The organism is Micromonospora sp. NPDC049230 (assembly GCF_040647875.1).
GTDB lineage: Bacteria > Actinomycetota > Actinomycetes > Mycobacteriales > Micromonosporaceae > Micromonospora.
The window spans coordinates 61,416-78,125 of sequence record NZ_JBEZCZ010000015.1 but is presented as its reverse complement, the minus strand read 5'-3'; the positions used below and the strand labels follow the sequence as shown (position 1 = coordinate 78,125).

The 16,710-nt window shown below is 72.6% G+C and carries 12 protein-coding genes; 4 read left to right on the top strand and 8 right to left on the bottom strand.

The features are described 5' to 3' along the window. Nucleotides 1-24: 24 nt before the first annotated feature. On the bottom strand, nt 25-816 hold the full coding sequence (locus AB0A95_RS15540) for an SDR family oxidoreductase (RefSeq protein WP_357556388.1): 792 nt from the start codon (nt 814-816) through the stop codon (nt 25-27). Next, entirely contained in the window at nt 813-1,796 is a 984-nt protein-coding gene (locus AB0A95_RS15535) for an LLM class F420-dependent oxidoreductase (RefSeq protein WP_357556427.1), read from the bottom strand. The genes AB0A95_RS15540 and AB0A95_RS15535 overlap by 4 nt, the downstream gene beginning before the upstream one ends. Before the next feature lie 154 nt (nt 1,797-1,950). On the opposite strand from AB0A95_RS15535, the gene AB0A95_RS15530 reads away from it, so the two are divergent. Both AB0A95_RS15530 and AB0A95_RS15525 read left to right on the top strand, forming a co-directional pair. Then, on the top strand, nt 1,951-3,165 hold the full coding sequence (locus AB0A95_RS15530) for a low temperature requirement protein A (RefSeq protein ID WP_357556387.1): 1,215 nt from the start codon (nt 1,951-1,953) through the stop codon (nt 3,163-3,165). A 25-nt stretch (nt 3,166-3,190) separates the two neighbouring features. Then, nucleotides 3,191-4,054, top strand: coding sequence for a DUF1028 domain-containing protein (locus AB0A95_RS15525; RefSeq protein ID WP_357556386.1), 864 nt, complete (start codon nt 3,191-3,193; stop codon nt 4,052-4,054). Nucleotides 4,055-4,175: 121 nt separating this feature from the next. Here the strand turns inward: AB0A95_RS15525 and AB0A95_RS15520 are convergent, their stop codons facing one another. Together AB0A95_RS15520 and AB0A95_RS15515 are read right to left on the bottom strand one after the other, a co-directional pair. Beyond that, nucleotides 4,176-4,844, bottom strand: a complete 669-nt coding sequence (locus AB0A95_RS15520) for a maleylpyruvate isomerase N-terminal domain-containing protein (protein ID WP_357556385.1) — start codon at nt 4,842-4,844, stop codon at nt 4,176-4,178. Between the two features lie 8 nt (nt 4,845-4,852). Further along, complete coding sequence (locus tag AB0A95_RS15515; RefSeq protein ID WP_357556426.1) at nt 4,853-5,740, bottom strand: phosphatase PAP2 family protein; 888 nt, start codon at nt 5,738-5,740, stop codon at nt 4,853-4,855. Between the two features lie 140 nt (nt 5,741-5,880). Here AB0A95_RS15515 and AB0A95_RS15510 point away from each other — a divergent pair, with 140 nt between their 5' ends. Next, on the top strand, nt 5,881-6,573 hold the full coding sequence (locus tag AB0A95_RS15510) for a DUF3159 domain-containing protein (protein ID WP_357556425.1): 693 nt from the start codon (nt 5,881-5,883) through the stop codon (nt 6,571-6,573). Nucleotides 6,574-6,865: 292 nt separating this feature from the next. On the opposite strand, the gene AB0A95_RS15505 is transcribed toward AB0A95_RS15510, so the two are convergent. Continuing rightward, nucleotides 6,866-9,772: a glycoside hydrolase family 48 protein gene (locus tag AB0A95_RS15505; protein WP_357556384.1), complete on the bottom strand. Its 2,907-nt coding sequence runs from the start codon at nt 9,770-9,772 to the stop codon at nt 6,866-6,868. Nucleotides 9,773-10,611: 839 nt separating this feature from the next. Here AB0A95_RS15505 and AB0A95_RS15500 point away from each other — a divergent pair. Continuing rightward, nucleotides 10,612-11,955 carry a GH1 family beta-glucosidase gene (locus AB0A95_RS15500; RefSeq protein ID WP_357556383.1) on the top strand — a complete coding sequence of 448 codons (1,344 nt, stop codon included), beginning with the start codon at nt 10,612-10,614 and terminating at the stop codon, nt 11,953-11,955. A gap of 83 nt (nt 11,956-12,038) precedes the next feature. Here AB0A95_RS15500 and AB0A95_RS15495 read toward each other — a convergent pair whose 3' ends face one another. From AB0A95_RS15495 to AB0A95_RS15485, 3 genes are all read right to left on the bottom strand, one after another. Continuing rightward, nucleotides 12,039-12,452 carry a roadblock/LC7 domain-containing protein gene (locus tag AB0A95_RS15495; RefSeq protein WP_355008432.1) on the bottom strand — a complete coding sequence of 138 codons (414 nt, stop codon included), beginning with the start codon at nt 12,450-12,452 and terminating at the stop codon, nt 12,039-12,041. 5 nt (nt 12,453-12,457) lie between these two features. Beyond that, nucleotides 12,458-14,995, bottom strand: a complete 2,538-nt coding sequence (locus AB0A95_RS15490) for an ATP-binding protein (protein ID WP_357556382.1) — start codon at nt 14,993-14,995, stop codon at nt 12,458-12,460. A 99-nt stretch (nt 14,996-15,094) separates the two neighbouring features. Continuing rightward, complete coding sequence (locus AB0A95_RS15485) at nt 15,095-16,507, bottom strand: FGGY family carbohydrate kinase (RefSeq protein ID WP_357556381.1); 1,413 nt, start codon at nt 16,505-16,507, stop codon at nt 15,095-15,097. Nucleotides 16,508-16,710: the final 203 nt, after the last annotated feature.

Sequence of the window (16,710 nt, the reverse complement as noted above, 5' to 3'; positions counted from 1 at the left end):
GTGGTCACGGCAGGACGGCACGGGTCAGGCCGTCAGGCGGCGGACGAGTTTGCGCATGCCGGCCTGCCAGCCGTCCGGGTCCTCGGCGCGGCGGCGGGCGTAGTCGGCGACCTCCGGGTGCGGCAGGATCAGGAAGCGTTCCTCGGCCAGCCCGGCGATGGCCGCCTCGGCGACCTGGTCGGGCGTGAGCACCGCGCCGGACGCGGCGACCACCCGGGCACCGAGATGACCATCGAGGAGCCCGTCGGCGAGCATCGGGGTGTCCACCCCCTGCGGGCACAGTGCGCTGACCCGGATGCCCCGGTCCCGGTAGGTGATCGCGAGCCACTCGGCGAACCCCACCGAGGCGTGTTTCGTCGTGGTGTACGCGGCGTCGCCGACCGCGGTCAGCACGCCCGCCGCCGAGCAGGTGTGCAGCAGGTGCCCGCCGCCTCGGGCGAGCATGCCGGGCAGCACCGCGCGGGCCGAGTAGACGTGGGCGAGCACGTTGACCCGCCACGCCCGGTCCCAGCCGGCGTCGTCGACCTCCACGCCCCCGCCGGTGGTCACCCCCGCGTTGGCGCAGAACAGGTCGATCCGGCCGTAGCGCTCCTCGGTGTCGGCGACGAGGTCGCGGACCTGCTCCTCGTCGGTGACGTCGAGGGCGATGGGGTGCGCCACCGGGCCGATGCTCTCGGCCACCGCGTCCGCCGCGGCGGCATCGAGGTCGGCGACCACCACGGCGGCGGCCCCCTCCGCGGCGAAGCGGCGGCACAGCGCCGCGCCGATGCCGCCGGCCCCGCCGGTGACCACCACGATCCGGTCGGTGAGGTTCACGCGGACGCTCCCACGGGATCGGCGCCCAACTGGGCGATGAGGTCGAGCAGCGCGGTCGCGCCGCCGGCGGTGGTCGCCGGGGTGGGCAGCAGCGCCAGGACCGGCACGTCGACGCCGGCGTCGGCGTAGCGGCGTACCTCGGCGCGGCACCGCTGCGGTGAGCCGTGCAGCACCAACGCGTCGACAACGTCGTCGGGCACCGCCGCGCTGGCGCCGCGCCGGTCACCGGCGGCCCAGGCCGCCCACATCGGCCCGAGCGCCTCGCCGCGGCCGAGCCAGCGGTGGAACTCGGCGTACGCGCCGACGGTGAGGTAGCTGGTGATGAGCCGGCGGCCCAGCGCCCGGGCGTACCCGGCGTCCTCGGTGGGGCAGACGAAGATCCGGGCGGCGACCTCGAAGCCGGCACGCCGATCGCCCAACTCGGCGAGGGCACGAGGCACGTCGTCGGCGCCGAGCCAGTTGAGGATGACACCGTCGGCCTCCGCGCCGGCCAGCCGGAGCATCCCCGGGCGCAGCGCGGCGAGCAGGATCGGTGGCGGCACCGCCGGTGGTCGTTCCAGCGTGAACCGGCGTACGGCGAACGTGTCGTAGGCCTGGTCGACGGTCTCGCCACGCAGCGCGGCGCGCAGGAAGCGCAGCATGTCGCGGGTGCGGCGGAACGGCTCGTCGAACGGCACGGCGTTCCAGTCCCGCACGAGCACCGGTGAGGACGCGCCGATCCCGAGGGTGAACCGGCCGGGCGCGGCCTCGGCCAACGCCGCCGCGCTCATCGCCAGCAACCCGGGGCCCCGGGTGAAGACCGGTGTGATCGCGGTGCCCAACCGCAGCCCCGGCTGCCAGGCCGCGGCGAGCGCCAGCGGGGTGAACGCGTCGGTCCCGGCGACCTCTGACGACCAGACGTCGGTGAACCCGGCCTGGTCGAGGGCCGCATAGGCCGCGTCGTGGTGCGCCAGGGCGATCCCGCCCAGCGGCACCGTCATACCCCATCGATTCGTCACCGCCCGATCGTGCCCGTTGACGGGGCACCCGAGCAAGATCCCCGGGTTGGGCAGAATCGCCGGTTTCCGGTCGCCCGTGCCGCTGCGGATGCTACGACTTCGGCGTGGACCGGACCAACGGCGCAGGCCGCTGACCATGGCCTTCAGGGCAGCAGGGCACCTGGAGCCGGCCAAGCGCGACCCGGGCCGGGCGACCTTCCTCGAACTCTTCTTCGATCTGGTGTTCGTCTTCGCGCTCACCCGGATCTCGGCGCGTGCGTTCGAGGACCTGACCGACGGGCCGGCTCGGGAGCACGCCGCGGCGGCGATCACCGGGAGCGGCAAGACGCTGTTGCTGCTGCTCGCCCTCTGGTCGGTCTGGCAGGGCACCGCGTGGACGACGAGCCGGTACGACCCGTACCGGGTGTCGTTGCAGACCGTGGTGATCACCGCGTTGGTGTGCAGCATGCTGCTCGGGGTGGCGATCCCCCGGGCCTTCAGCGAGACCGCGTTGATGTTCGCGGTGGCGTACGTGGTGGCGCAGGTGACCCGACCGGTGATCCTGTCGATAGCGCTGGGACCCCACCCGTACCGCCGGTTGAAGATCCGCATGGCTGTGGTGTTCTCCGTCAGCGGGGTGTTCTGGATCATCGGGGCGCTGCTGAACACCAACATGCAGGTCATGCTCTGGACGGCGGCGCTGGCCTTGGAGTACGTGGCCGCCCGGTGTGGCTGGCCGGTGCCGTGGCTGGGCCGCTCGACGGTCTCCAAGTGGGAGATCGCCGGGGAACACCTGGCGGAGCGGTACCAGCAGTTCTTCCTCGTCGCGCTGGGCGAGACGATCCTGGTGGCGGGTTTCGCGTACAGCGAGGGGCCGTTCGAGTCGGGGCACGTGTGGGCGTTCGCGCTCGCGCTGGCCACCTCGATCATGTTGTGGCGGATCTACGTGCAGCGGGCCGGGCGGATCCTGGGCGAGGCGGTGGTGAAGGCCCGGCACCCCGCCACCATCGGGCGGTCGGCGGCCGACACCCACCTGGTGATGGTGGTCGGTCTCGCCGCCACCGCGATCGGCTACGAGCTGATCATCCCGCATCCGCTGGAGCAGATCCCCGGGCCGTGGCTGGCCATGACGCTCGGTGGCCCGGCCCTGTTCCTGGCCGGGCGGGCCCGCCTGGAGTACGAGGTGTTCGCGCGGGTGTCCCCGTCCCGGTGGATCGCCCTGCTGGTGTTGGCGGCGTCGGCGGTGCCGCTGCTGTTCCTGCCCGGTGTGGCCGCGACCGCCGTCGGGGTGCTGGTGTTGGCCGCCGTCGCGGTCATCGACGCCCGCCGGGCGCACGGTGCGCCGCCGGAGGCCGCCGCGCCACCCTTCTGAGCCGACCCGGGTCTAGTCTCGGCGGGTGACCTTCTCGCTCGTCGCCCGCTCCGCCGACGGTCGCCGGCACGGCGTCGCCGTCGCCAGCAAGTTCCTCGCCGCCGGGGCGCTGGTGCCGGCCGCCGCCGCCGAGGTCGGCGCACTGGCCACCCAGGCGCACGTCAACCTCGCCTACCGGCCGCAGGGCCTCACCCTGTTGCGCACCGGCGTGGCCCCGGCCGACGTGGTGGCCGGGCTGATCGCCGCCGATCGCGAGCGGGAGCACCGCCAGCTCGGCGTGGTGGGTGTCGACGGTTCGGGTGCCACCTGGACCGGGCCGGCCTGCCATCCGTGGGCGGGCGGGCGGGCCGGCGACGGCTGGGCCGCGCAGGGCAACGTGCTCACCGGCCCGGAGGTCGTCGACGCGCTTGCCGACGCCTGGCTGGCCGGGTCGGCGCTGCCGTTCGCCGAGCGGCTGGTCGCCGCGTTGCGGGCCGGCGACGAGGCCGGCGGCGACCGGCGGGGCCGGCAGAGCGCCGGCCTGCTGGTGGTCGAGCGCGGCGGAGGGTACGGCGGCACCAGCGACGTGCTTGTCGACCTTCGGGTGGACGACCACCCGGACCCGGTCGCCGAGCTGGGCCGGCTGCTCGCCGTGCACACCATGCTGTTCAGCCGGCCCGACCCGGCCACCCTGCTCGACCTGAGCGGCGCGGTCGCCGACGAGGTGGCGGCGTTGCTCGCCGCGCTGGGTCATCCGGTGGCCGACGGAGGCACCGAAGCGGCGTTGAACTCCTGGGCCGGGTTGGAGAACCTGGAGGAGCGGCTGGTGCCGGGGCGGATCGACCCGGTGGTGCTGACCCACCTGCGCGGCGTCGCCCCACACGTCCCCGCCCCCCGCTCCGCGAGCTGACCTCCACCGCCCAGAGCCGACCCGCGAAGCCGACCAGCAGCGCCCGAAGCTGGCGCGCGGCAGCAAGCAGCAGCCGGGGACGGCGACGCGCGAACGGCAACCGGAAACGGCAGCGAGCGGGTCAGCGGCCGAAGGCGAGCCAGCGGAAGCCGGCGGCGTCGATCGCGGCCCGTTCCGGGGCGGTCAGCGCCGCCCGGCCGGTGGTCTTGCGGATCAGGGTGAGTCGGTCCCAGCGCAGCTCGGCAGGTGTCGGTCGACCCCCGGTGAGCAGGTCGGCGATCACCTCGGCCGCCGGTGGGGTGAGCCAGGGCTGCCGGTCCAGGGCGGCGGCCAGGTCCAGACCGTGCACGCCCACCTCGACGACCCGGGTCCGCAGGAACTCGGTGAGGCCCATCGCGTCGCCGTGCCGGGTCCGTACGACGCGATCGGGTGGTGCGGCGGCCACCGCGGCGTCGCTGGCCCGCCAGGCCCGGTCCCACTCGGTCGCCAGCGTCGCCCGGTCCACCCGCGTCGCGTCGCGCCGGCCTCCGGCGATCCGGTCGGCGTCGACGGTCGGGGTGAACTTCGCCCGGCCGAAGTAATCGGCGGCGTCGACCTCGGCGCGTGGCGGGGCCGGCGCGGCGAGCATGTCGGTGAGTCGGCCGGCCCCGGTGCGCACGTGCGCGATCAACTCCCGGACCGTCCATGGCGGACAATCGGTGAGCCGGTCGAGATCGGCGTCGACCAGCCCGGCCAGGATCTCGGTGAGCTGCCCACACTCGGCGGAGAACGCCGCGCGGACCCGGTCCATCGGCCCACTCAGCCCTTGACCCGGGGCACCAGCCGGTGCACGACGGTGAGCACCAACGCCATCACCACCGCCATCGTGCCGGCGATCCCGGCGGCGCTGCCCGCGTACCCGACGAACAGGGGTCGGCGGGCCAACTCGTCCGGGCCGATGTCGCGCAGGTCGACAAGCCAGGCGAGGGCCAGGCCGCAGGCGGCCAGGGCCAGTGCCCCGCCCACGCCGAGCACCAGCGCGGCCACCCGGTGCGCGTCGCCGGGTGCGACCTCGGCCTGCTCCCGCTGGGTGATCAGCAGGACCAGCCCGGCGACCGCCGCCCAGACGCCCACCACCAGGTACGCGGCGACCGCGTCGCTGGGCCGGTGCCAGCCGGCGGACAGGGTGGCGACTCCGGCGATGGCGGCATAGGCGGCGCCGAGGAAGGCGCCGGCCGCCCGCACCTTGGCCGGCAACACGAGCACCAGCGCGACCGCCACCGCACCGGCCACCGTGGTGTGCCCGCTGGGCAGGCTGTTGCCCACCGCGACGCGCTCCGGGTCGACGCCGTAGTCGGGACGGTTGAGCCCGTACTTCAACAGCTGGGTCGAGACGTTCGCGCCGGCGATCAGGAGGGTCGCGGTGATCGCCAGGGCGATCCGTCCCCGGATCAGCGCGATGAAACCGATCATCGCGGTGGCGGCCAGCAGGGAGACCACCGACATCGCGTTGAGGATCCGGTCGACAGGGCCCTCGATGGTGTCCTGCCCGATCCGGTTGCCGGTGAGGGCGACGGTGTCCACCCACTGGCCGATCCCGCTGTGCACCGCCACCCGCCACACGACGAGGAATGCGGCAGCCTGGACGAGGGCCAGGACGACCAACCAGACCGCGGTCCAACCCCGAGCCGTCGCGCGCATCCGCACACCGTAGCGGCAGGTGCCGGCCGGTCGATCGGTGGCCCGCCGCGCGCCGCCGGTTAGGTTGTGCCAGAGGCGAGGAGGCGGCGGTGGACGGAACACCCGAGCACGACAGTGGCCAGTTCGCACCCGATCCGGTCCAGCGGGTGGGTGCCGACCCGGACCCCGGAGGGCGGGCGCGGGCCGAGTCGCTGGCGGACCTGTTGGGCGGGCGGGGCGGTGTTGTCGACGCCACCCTGCCGCCGCTCGCGTTCGCTGCGGGCTGGCTGCTGGGCGGCGAGTCGCTGCGGGGTGGGATCGGCGCGGCGCTGGCGGTGGGCGCGGTGGTGGCCGGCGTACGGCTGCGTCGGGGTGACCGGCCGCGTTCGGTGCTGATCGGTCTGCTGGCCGTGTGTGTCGCGGCGTTGATCGCGGTGCGCACCGGCCGGGCCGAGGATTTCTTCCTCATCCAGGTGTTGTCCAACGCGGCCAGCGCCCTCGCCTGGGCGGTCAGCATCGTGGTGCGGTGGCCGCTGCTGGGTGTGTTGGTCGGCGGGGTGTTGGGCCAGCGCACCCGGTGGCGGCGCGACCGGGCGCTGCTGCGCGGTTACGGCCGGGCGAGTTGGGTGTGGACGGCGACCTACCTGGTGCGGCTGGCGGTGTTCGTGCCGCTCTACCTGGGTGGGCAGGTGCTCGCACTCGTGGTGGCCCGGGTGGCTCTGACCTGGCCGCTGGTCGCCGCGGCGCTGGCACTGAGCTGGGTGGTGCTGCGGCGGTCGTTGCCGGCCGGGCACCCCGGTCTGCGTCATCCGGTCACCGTAGATTCGGGGGCGAACCGGGGCCGATCCGGGCGGGCGTAGGGCAAAAAAGTGGAGAGGCCGCCACGGGGGGAGCGGCCTCTCCGGTGACGTACGTTACTCCGTTGCGGACTTCGGTGTGATCCCGTGACGGCCCGAATTTCTGGGCTTTTTTGCGGTTGGCTCCAGTCCGGGCGGTGGGGTGGGCCAGCCGATCCGCTGCGTCGGCCAGATGGCCGGCCCACCCCGGCCTGACCGTGGGTGTCAGGCCGTCCCGCCAGCCGGAGTCCGTCGTTCCCCGGACCCCGGCCGGATCCCGGGGTGGGCGGTCCACGCCACCCACCCCGGGTCGTCGTCAGCCGTTCGGGAACAGGCTGCCGAAGTCGGCGTACGCCATGGCGACGTCAGCCTGTGCCCAGAACCGGTGGTAGTTGAAGCTCGGCTCCGGGCCACCGTCCAGGTACGCCTGCACCTTGGGCCAGTCCGGGTCGTTCTTGTAGAAGGACCGGATGTCGAGGAAGCTCTTGCCGGCGGCGATGGTGTCGCCGTTCGGCATCTTCCCGGTCCAGCCCGGCGGCACGTAGAGGCCCTGGCCCGTGGACGCGTTGTAGGTGTCGTCGAAGCGCCGGTAGTCGCCACGCTTCTCCGTGGTGGAGACACCCTTGGCGTCCGCGGCGGCGGAGAGCGCGTCGAGCAGCCCCTTCGCCGTGTCCTTGGCCGCCACGTTGCCCGACTTGGCCGCGTACGCGATCAGGGTCCGGGCGTAGGCGCCGGCGACGCCGACGTCCTGGCCCTTGACCGTGACCTCGACGTGCAGGCCGGTGTTGGGCTGCGGGTTACTCGGGTTCCAGGTGGTCGGCTGGCCGCTCCACGCCATGTCCGACGGGATCGACCAGTTGGTGCCGAGGGTGGTGTTGGCGATCGCCCACGGCACCCACTTGTCCAGCAGCGCCTTGGCCTTCGCGTTACCGGTCTGCAGGTACAGCTCGGCGATGCGCTGCATCGACCAGGCCTGCATACCGAACCACTGGTTCGACGGCGGGTCGTTGTAGACCGGGTCGACGTCGTAGAACATGCCGTAGAAGGTGCTGGTGCCGGCCGGCGGCTGGGCGTAGCTGCCGTCCCAGCTGTTTGTCGCACCACCGGCGATGCCGCCCTCGGCGGACTGGAGCCAGGTGTAGAACTCCAGCTGCCGTTCGAAGCTCTTGGTCCAGTCCGCGACCGCGGTCGGCGACTGCGGCTTGAGCTCCGGGGTGTTGGTCAGCGCCCAGGCCGCGAACGGGTTCTGGTAGCCGAAGTGGTTGTGGCTGGAGCCGATCCGCCAGGACCAGTTCTGGCTGGCGTCGTACGCACCGCCCCAGGCGTAGTACCAGGAGAGCAGGTAGTGCGCCGAGTCCTTGCCGCTGCCGGCGGGGCAGGTGCTGGCCCCGACGCAGTTGCCGATCTTCTTGAAGTACTTGTCGAACATCGCGTACCGCAGGTAGTCGCCCATCTTGGCGGCCTTCGCGATGGTGGCCGCGACGTCGGCCTGCTTGTTCTGCGCCTTGGCCCAGGTCAGCGCCCAGTACGCGGCCTGCACGGCGCGGGCGTCGGCGTCCGGGGCGTTGGTGTACTTCCACTGCTTGGCGGGGGCGCCGGTGTCCTTGACGAACAGGTCGAGGTAGCCGTACTGACCGCCGTGCTTGAAGGTGTCGCAGGAGGGCTGCGGGATGGTCTCCCACACCGACTCCTGGGTGCCCCGCTGGAAGGTGTTGATGTAGGCCGGCTTGGTGGTGCCGTCACCGCAGCGGCCGAAGCCGTAGGTGTTGTCGACGTCCATCAGCCAGTGCATGCCGTAGATGTCGCCGGTGCCGTAGGTGGACTGCAACTCCGAGCGGAGCGGGTCCTGCCCGACCGAGACGTTCGGGTTCAGCGCCGACGGGTACTGGCTGGGCAGGTTGTACTCCGCCGCGTACTGCGGGGTGCCCGCGGAGCCGGCGGTGGGCTGGTCGGCGTGGGTCGGGATGATGTACTTCTCCATCACCGTCCAGGCGTTGTTGAACGGGGCCCAGTTCTGGGTGACCCGCCCGTAGTTCGCCTCCAGCCACAGCCAGAAGCTGAACGCCTCCGACGTGGTCTCGTGCCCGTGGTCGGGCGCCTCGACGATCAGCGTCTCCACCGAGTGGTACGGCACGCCCTCGGGGCTGAAGTAGCCCGAGTTCTTGATCTTGCCGTACTGCTCGAGGAACTTCGCGATGTAGGTGTTGTCGCCGCCCGGGGTGTCGTTGTCGATCTCGGTGGCGGAGACCGCCAGCGAGGCGAGACCGGTGGCGGCGGCCGTGATGGTGGCAGCGCCGCCGACGGTGTCGGCGTCCTCCGCCGCGGCGACCGTGACGGTGACCCCGGTGTTCCAGTTGCTCGGGGTCAGCGTGGTGGAGGTCGGCGAGACCGTGACGTCGGCGTCGCCGCTGGGGGTGAGGGTGACCGGCACGTTGGCCGTCGGCGCGGCGCTGAGCTTGAGGTTGAAGGTGGACGTGCCACCTTCACTGACGCTCACCGCGGACGGGGTGGCGACAAGCGTCGGGCCGTTGGGGGCGCCGACGGTGAACGCCTTCTCGTCGACCCCGATGCCGTTGCCGTTGTCGTACGCCTTCGCCTGCACCGTGTAGTTGCCGGCCGGCAGGTCCTCCTGCGTGTAGGCGTACGGAGCCGAGGTGTCGGTGTTGATCAGCAGGCCGTTGCGGTAGAACTCGACCTTGCTGATCGTCCCGTCCGGGTCGCTGGCCGTGGCGGTCAGCGGCACGTCGGCCGGCGCGGTGAACGGCCCGCTCGGCAGGCCGAGGGACACCGTCGGCGGCAGGTTGGCCGGGGTGCCGTTGCACGGGGTGCCGTTGAGGGTGAACGAGGTGGGCTTCGGGTTGGTGCCCGAGTGGGCGCCGTTGAAGCCGATAGTGGTGGAGGCCCCGGCGGCGAGGTTGCCGTTGTACGACTCGTTGGTCACTGTGACGTCGCTGCCGGTCTGGCTGTATTTGGCCGACCAACCCTGGACGACCCGCTGGCCGCTGTTCGGGAAGGTCCACTTGAGCGTCCAGTTGTTGATCGGATCGCCCAGGTTCTTGATGGTCACGTTGGCGGTGAAGCCGTTGTTCCAGTCGTTGGTCGCGTAGACCACGTCGCAGGCGGGCGCGGCCTGTGCGGCGCCGGCGGGCAGGGTCACCCCGCCCGCGGCGAGCGCGGCGGCGGCGAAGATCGCCACTCGACGGCGTCGTGCCAGTTGTCTCATGTGCGCGGTGTCTCCTCGGACCAGGCCGGGACGGTCCCCGGCGAGGCGCCTTCCCGCGAGGGTGGTGGTCCGCGGGGATTTCGAGGCGCCGGGAAGGTGGTCTCCCCCGGGCCCGGCCGGGGTAGGGCGTGCGGCCCGCACGGGAGGGGTCCCGCCGGCTGCGATCGGGTGACCGTGACCGGACTGTGCTGCCGGCTGCCCTCGGTAGAACCCGCACTCACGCGATGTGGCTCCTGTCGCGTTGAATCGACAGTCTGCCATGGAAGCGCTCCCACAACAAGCGCAGACGCCGCTCGTTCAGCCCGTTGTTTCGATCTCGTTTTGGGTCTTTCACAAAGCGGTGACGGGCGTTACAGTCGCAACATCGGTCGATGGGAGCGCTTCCATCGACAAGGTTCCAAAAAGAAGATCGCTGGGGTCGTCCTGACGGGCCCGGCGAACCATCCCGAGGGCCGACGACGGGCCAGCCCGGACGCCGTCGTCAGCCATCATCCCGCCTTACGGAGGGAGGTGGAACCAGAGCCACTCGCGTGGCCCGGCTCCCGCGCGACACGCACGGCAGGACCCAAATTCCGCCCGTGTGTGTGCAGTTACGGTGGGGACGGGGGTTGCCCTCCCCCGTCCCCACACTAAACCCCCGTACACGATGGGAAAAGAGGCCGACGGGACAGGCGCGCCGCGCCGCCCGGCGGCCTTGTTCGCTGTCTGGGGCCCCCAACCGCCTCGACCCGCCATCGCCGGCCGCCATGACGGCCGGCTGACCCGGGCCAGCCGCCCCTGGCCTATCCTGGGAGCGCTCCCGAATCCCGGCGGTGGCCCCGTATCCACGAGGAGAATCCATGTCGATACCTACCGGGCCCGCCGGCCCGCTGCGCTTCCCCGCCAACTTCGGCTGGGGCGCCGCCACCTCGGCGTACCAGATCGAGGGCGCCGCCAAGGAGGACGGGCGTGGTGAGTCCGTCTGGGACACCTTCAGCCGTGTCCCGGGAAGCACCCGCAACGGCGACACCGGCGACGTGGCCGCCGACCACTACCACCGCTACACCGAGGACCTCGACCTCATGCGCGACCTCGGGTTGCGCAGCTACCGCTTCTCCATCTCCTGGCCGCGCATCCAGCCCGACGGCAGCGGCGTGCCCAACCAGCGCGGGCTCGACTTCTACCGCCGGCTCGTCGACGGCCTGCACGACCGTGGGATCACCCCGATGGCCACCCTGTTCCACTGGGACCTCCCCCAGGCCCTTCAGGACGCCGGCGGCTGGGAGTCGCGCGACACCGCCCACCGCTTCGCCGACTACGCCGACGTCGTCTTCCGCGCCCTCGGCGACCGGGTGCCGGCGTGGCTGACCATCAACGAGCCCAAGACCGTGGTGCAGAACGGCTACCTCACCGGCCACCACGCCCCCGGCCGGCAGGACCCGGACGCCGCCTACCTGGTCGCCCACCACCTGCAACTCGCGCACGGGCTCGCCGTCGGCGCGCTGCGGGCCACCGGCAGCGGCAGCCGGATCGGCCCCGCGCTCAACCTGCACCCCTGCTACCCCGCCGACGACTCTCCGCAGGCCGCCGCCGCCGCCCGCCTCTACGACGGCTACGAGAACCGCCTCTACCTCGACTCCCTGCTCCGAGGCGACTACCCGGAGGACCTGCTTGCCGACCTGGGCCCGCAGAGCCGGATGGTCCAGGGCATCCGCGACGGCGACCTGGCGATCATCTCGGCGCCGATCGACCTGCTGGCCGTCCAGTACTACACACCCATCTACGTCACCGCCGACGGCGGCACCGTGCGACGCTGGGCGACCACCGAGGCCGAGTGGCAGCAGATCTACCCCGAGGGGATATACGACCTGCTGACCCGGGTCACCCGCGACTACGGCCCGATCCCCCTCACCATCACCGAGAACGGCCTGCCCACGGCGGACACGCTGTCCCCGGACGACACCGTCCACGACGCCGGTCGGATCGACTTCCTGCGCGACCACCTCACCGCCGTGCACCGGGCCATCGCCGACGGGGTGCCGCTGGAGAGCTTCCACGTCTGGTCGCTGCTTGACAACTTCGAGTGGGACGCGGGCTACGACCAGCGCTGGGGTCTCGTCTACGTGGACTACCCCACCCAGCGGCGGGTGCTCAAGAGCAGCGCCACCTGGTACCGCTCCGTCATCACCGACGGCGGCTTCTGAGCGGGCCGCCACCCGGAGTGCCGGGCCCGGACGGCTCGGCTCGGGTGAGCCGGTGACCGTCCGGGTCTCGGCCCGAGGGCCGATCAGCGGGGCAGGGCCTGCTGCAACTCCGCTCGCAGCGCCGGGGTGAGCATCTCCCCCGCCTGCTTGGCCAGCCGGGCCATCTCGTAGCCCACCACGCCGATGTCCGCGTCTCCGGCGGCCAACGTGGCCAGGATCGAACCGTCGCGGATCTGCATCACCAGGAAGTAGCCGCGGCCCATCTCGACCACCGTCTGCTTGACGATGTCGCCGTCGAACATCGAGGCCGCGCCCGCCGTGATACTCATCAGCCCGGAGGTCACCGCCGCGAGCTTGTCGGCGTTGTCGCGGGGCAGGTGGTCGGAGATCGCCACCAGCAGCCCGTCCGAGGAGACCACCACCGCGTGCGCCACGCCCGGCACCCGCTCCGCGAACGCGCTCACCAGCCAGCTCAGGTCACGCGCCTCCTGGCTCAACGTCGTCACTGTCGTCGTCCTCCTTCGTCGTACCCCCCGGACGGTGGCACGGGTATCTCGGTGGTGTCCTCGGCCTCGGCACGCCGCACCCCGCTGTAGAGCCGGGAGAGCATGCCGCCGACCGCTTCCGGGTCCGGGTCGACGCGCTTCGGCGCCGAGGTCGGTTGTGCCGTACGGGTGACCGCGCTCAACTGCGCCATCGGCACCCGCACCGGCAGCCCGCGTTCGTTAGTGCCGCCGGTCACCGGGATGGCCGGCGGCATCGCCGCCGCGGGCGCCGCAGGCGTGGACGGACCCTGCCGCGACCACCAGCCCCCGCCGTTGCCGGAGGTGGCGGCCGGGGCCAGCACATCCTCCGAGCGCATCGGCACCGGGCGGGCCTGACGCGGCACGGCGACCCCCGGCGGACGACCGGCGACCGGCAGGTCCCTGGCGTCGAAGCCCGCCACCGGGGCACCGGTCTCCCGGGCACCCGCTGGCTGTGCGGCTCCGCCCCGAGCGGCGTTCGCCGCCAGCATCCGCGCCGACGCGGGTGGATCCAACTCCACCGCGCCCGCCGGTGCCAGCAGCCCCGCGGGCAGCACCAGCCGGGCGACCAGGCCGTTCTGACCACCGTCGAGGCGCACTGTCACGCCCAGCCGGGCGGCCAGGTGGCTGACCACGAACAGACCCATCCGCTCCACCGCCGCGACATCCGCGGCCGGAGGGCTGGACAGCACCGCGTTCGCCTCGGCCAGCGCGGTCGGGCTCATGCCCAGACCGCTGTCGGCGATCTCGATCAGCGCGGTCACGGCCTCGACCCGGGCGGTCACCACCACGAGGGTGTCCGGGCGGGAGAAGGCCGTCGCGTTCTCCAGCAGCTCGGCCGCGAGGTGCACCAGCTCGCCGACGGCGTGCCCCACCACGTACACGTCGGCCACCGACTCGATGCGGACCCGCTGGTACTGCTCGATCTCCGCGGCGGCGGCCAGCAGCATCGCACCGAGGCCGACCGGCCGGTTCCACCGCCGGGTGGAATCGGTGCCGGCGAGCACCAGCAGACTCTCGTCGTTACGGCGCATACGGGCGGCCAGGTGATCGAGCTTGAACAGGTTCTCCAACTGGTCCGGGTCGCTCTCCTCACGCTCCAGGTCGTCCAGCAGCTCCAGTTGGCGCTCCACGAGCACCTGGCTGCGGCGGGCCAGGTTGACGAACATCGCGTTGACGTTGCGCCGCATGAGCGCCTGCTCGACGGCGACGGTGACCGCGCTGCGGTGCACCGCCACGAACGCCTCGGCCAGCTCACCGATCTCGTCGAGCGAGCGGACCACCGCCGGCGCGACCTCGATGGTGGGCACCCCACCGCCGACGGTCTTCAGTCGACCCAGGGCGTCCGGCAGCTCGACCTGCGCGATCCGCAGCGCCTGACTCCGCAGCAACCGCATCGAACGCGCCACCGACCGCCCGACGAGCAACGAGATCAGCAGGGCTACCAGCAGGACCGCGACGACTCCACCGACGACCAGCAGGGTGGCCCGGAGCTGACCGTTGCTGGCGTCGTCGGCCTGCCGCACGGCGTCGTCCAGAATCCCCGCCTCAAGCTGGCGCAGCTGGTCCTGGCGCTGCTGGCTGGCCGACCACCACTGCTCCGACGGCAGCACCTCGGGCGCCGCGTCGCCGGCTGGCAGGCTGCGTTCCTCAAGCCGCGTGGCGACCAGGAATCCCGGGGTCACAGTGGTCTCGTCGTAGCGGCGGATCTGGTCGTTCGTCGCGGCCACCCGGAACGCGCTGAGCGCGGTGAGCTGTTGGGCGCGCAGGTCCGCCAGGAGCACCCGGTCCTCGGTGCCGTACCCACCGGTGCGGCCGGCGGCGTAGAGCCGGGCCCGGACCTGGGAGGAGAGCTCCTTGACCCGGGCGAGCTGCACGTAGCGCAGGACCGCGTCGTTCAGCTCGGGCTGGCCCTGGCCGGGGGTCGGCTCGGCGAGCAGGTCGAGCATCGCGCCGATCGCCCGGAAGTAGTTGCTCAGGATCGTGTCGCTGCTCAGCACCGCGGGCGGGATCGCCGGCCGGATGTCGTCGACCTGGTCGTACGCCTCCAACGCCTCGGAGTAGGCGACCCGCCAGGACGCGTCGGCGTCGGCGAGGGGCGCGGCGGCCCGACGCAGGTTGTCGATGGCCCGGTCGGCCGCCGCCTGCAACGGCCGCAGGTTGTTCACAGCGGTTTCCCGGTCGCCGCCCCGGCGCAGCTCACCCAGCTCCCCCGCCGAGCGGTCGCGCTCCTGCTGGAGCTGGTGCACCACCGCGGTGATCTGCCGGCCGATGCCGACCTGGCGGGAGAAGTCGTTCAACGCCGTCGTCCGCCCGACCAACGCGCTGGTCTGCACACCGGCGAGCACCAGGAACGCCAGCGACGGCACGATCAGCACCGTCGCGAGCTTGGTGCTCATCCGCCAGTCCCGCAGCCGGAACGGTGACCGGCGTCGATGCGGGACAACTCGGACGTCGAAACGACGCCGGCGGTGGCTCGACACCGCGCCGTTCGCCGGGTCGGGACCTGCCGCCACCCTGCCTCCTCGGTCCTACCGCGTCCACCGCGGTCCGGGGAGCGGGGTCCATCCAACCAGGCTCGCGACCAGTGTCAACGGCCTGGGCAGCGTGGAGGTTCAGGAAGGATACTGCGGGTGGGAACCTCCTGCCGTGGTCGGCATGACCAGCTCGTCCGTCCGGCCGATGTCGGCGAGCCCGATCGCGTCACCGAAGCGACCCAACGCCACGAGTGCCGCACCTGTCGCACCGATCTCCGGGTTGCGTTGGTGCGACACCGGTCGCGGTGCCAGCGCGGTCGCGAAGGCCTGCCGCCACCACACCGAGGCCGCCACCGCGCCCCCGCCCAGCACCACACCCACCGGTTTGTCGACTGTGGACTCAAGCACCGCGAGATCCTCGGCGACCAGCTCGCACAACCCCTGCATCAGCCCGGCCAGGATGTCCACCGAGGTGGTGCTGAAGCTGAGGCCGCGGAGCTGCCCGCTGCCGGCGGGCACCAGGCCGGGCGGCCGGTCGCCACCGAAGCGGGGGTCGGTCGGTCGGCCACCGCCCGCCGGCACCAGCGCCAGCGCCGCGTCCAGCTCGGCGCCCTGGGGCAACCGCAACTCCCGGTTCGCCCAGGCGAACAGGTTGCCGCCACTGGAGTACGCCGCGCCGGTGACCACGTGGTCGTGGTCGACCCGGTAACGCCACAGTCGTTCGGGGAGCCGGGGCATCGGGTCGCCGGCGGGAATCCGCTGCATCAGCCGTACGGCCGCCGAGGTGCCCACTGTGACCGCGGCCCGGCTCGGGTCGACGCAGCCCGAACCGACGTTCGAGGCCCCACCGTCACCCACCGGGGGCGCCCACCGCGCCTGGGCCAGCTGCGGCCACCGGTGGGCCAGCTCGGCCCGGAGCCGGCCGTGCCAGTCCAACGCGCCGAGGGCCGGCAGGTCGGCTGGTCGCGCCCCGGCCAGCGTCAACGCCTCCTCGTCCCAGCGCAGGGTGCGCAGGTCGAGCAGACCGGTTCCGGAGGCCTGGGACACCGACATGGGCGCGTCGTCGAGCAGCTCGCCCAGCACGTACTCGGGCAGGCCGACGAACCTGGCGATCGGCGTGCCGGACTGCTCGCGCAGCCAGGGCAACCGCATCGACCAGTACGAACGGTGCCACCAACAGCCGGTGCGCTGGTGGAAACCGTCCGGGTCGGAAGGTCCGGCCGTACCGCCGACCGGCGCGGGCCGGGTGTCCAGCCAGGTGAGCACCGGGCCGATCGGGGTGCCGTCACTGTCGAGCGGCAGCACCGAGTGCCACTGGGCGGAGACCGCCACCAGCTCGACGTCGTGCAGGCGCCCCGCGTCGGCCAGCTCGTCGAGGCACTCGATCAGGCAGGCGAGGTAGCCGGGGCCGGACAGCGTGCCGGTGCCGTCGTCGCCGATGGCGAGGTCGACCTTGCGCCGGGCCAGGGCGCCGGGTAGCGGACGGCTGTCGCCGTCCAGCACCAGCCCGCGTACCGAGGAGGTGCCCAGATCGAGCGCGAGAATGTTCATCGCCGGTCAAGTTACCCGGTGTCAGCCGGGCGCCGGGCGCGTAGGGTGGATCACATGCTCGCGCATCTGACCTGCTGGTGGCCCGCCAACCCGGCGGCCACCTTCCGCGCGTAGCTTCATCCACGCGGCCGCCATCGAGGCGGCCGCCGGTTCTCCCGGCCCGGATGGCCGCCCCGAACGGCGGCGCCCGGCCCCACGGGAGA

Bases quoted from the DNA above. Each gene is read 5' to 3' on its own strand.
- AB0A95_RS15500 (WP_357556383.1), top strand. From the start codon at position 10,612: ATGTCGATACCTACCGGGCCCGCCGGCCCGCTGCGCTTCCCCGCCAAC.
- AB0A95_RS15530 (WP_357556387.1), top strand. From the start codon at position 1,951: ATGGCCTTCAGGGCAGCAGGGCACCTGGAGCCGGCCAAGCGCGACCCG.
- AB0A95_RS15535 (WP_357556427.1), bottom strand. From the start codon at position 1,796: ATGACGGTGCCGCTGGGCGGGATCGCCCTGGCGCACCACGACGCGGCC.
- AB0A95_RS15505 (WP_357556384.1), bottom strand. From the start codon at position 9,772: ATGAGACAACTGGCACGACGCCGTCGAGTGGCGATCTTCGCCGCCGCC.
- AB0A95_RS15520 (WP_357556385.1), bottom strand. From the start codon at position 4,844: ATGGACCGGGTCCGCGCGGCGTTCTCCGCCGAGTGTGGGCAGCTCACC.
- AB0A95_RS15485 (WP_357556381.1), bottom strand. From the start codon at position 16,507: ATGAACATTCTCGCGCTCGATCTGGGCACCTCCTCGGTACGCGGGCTG.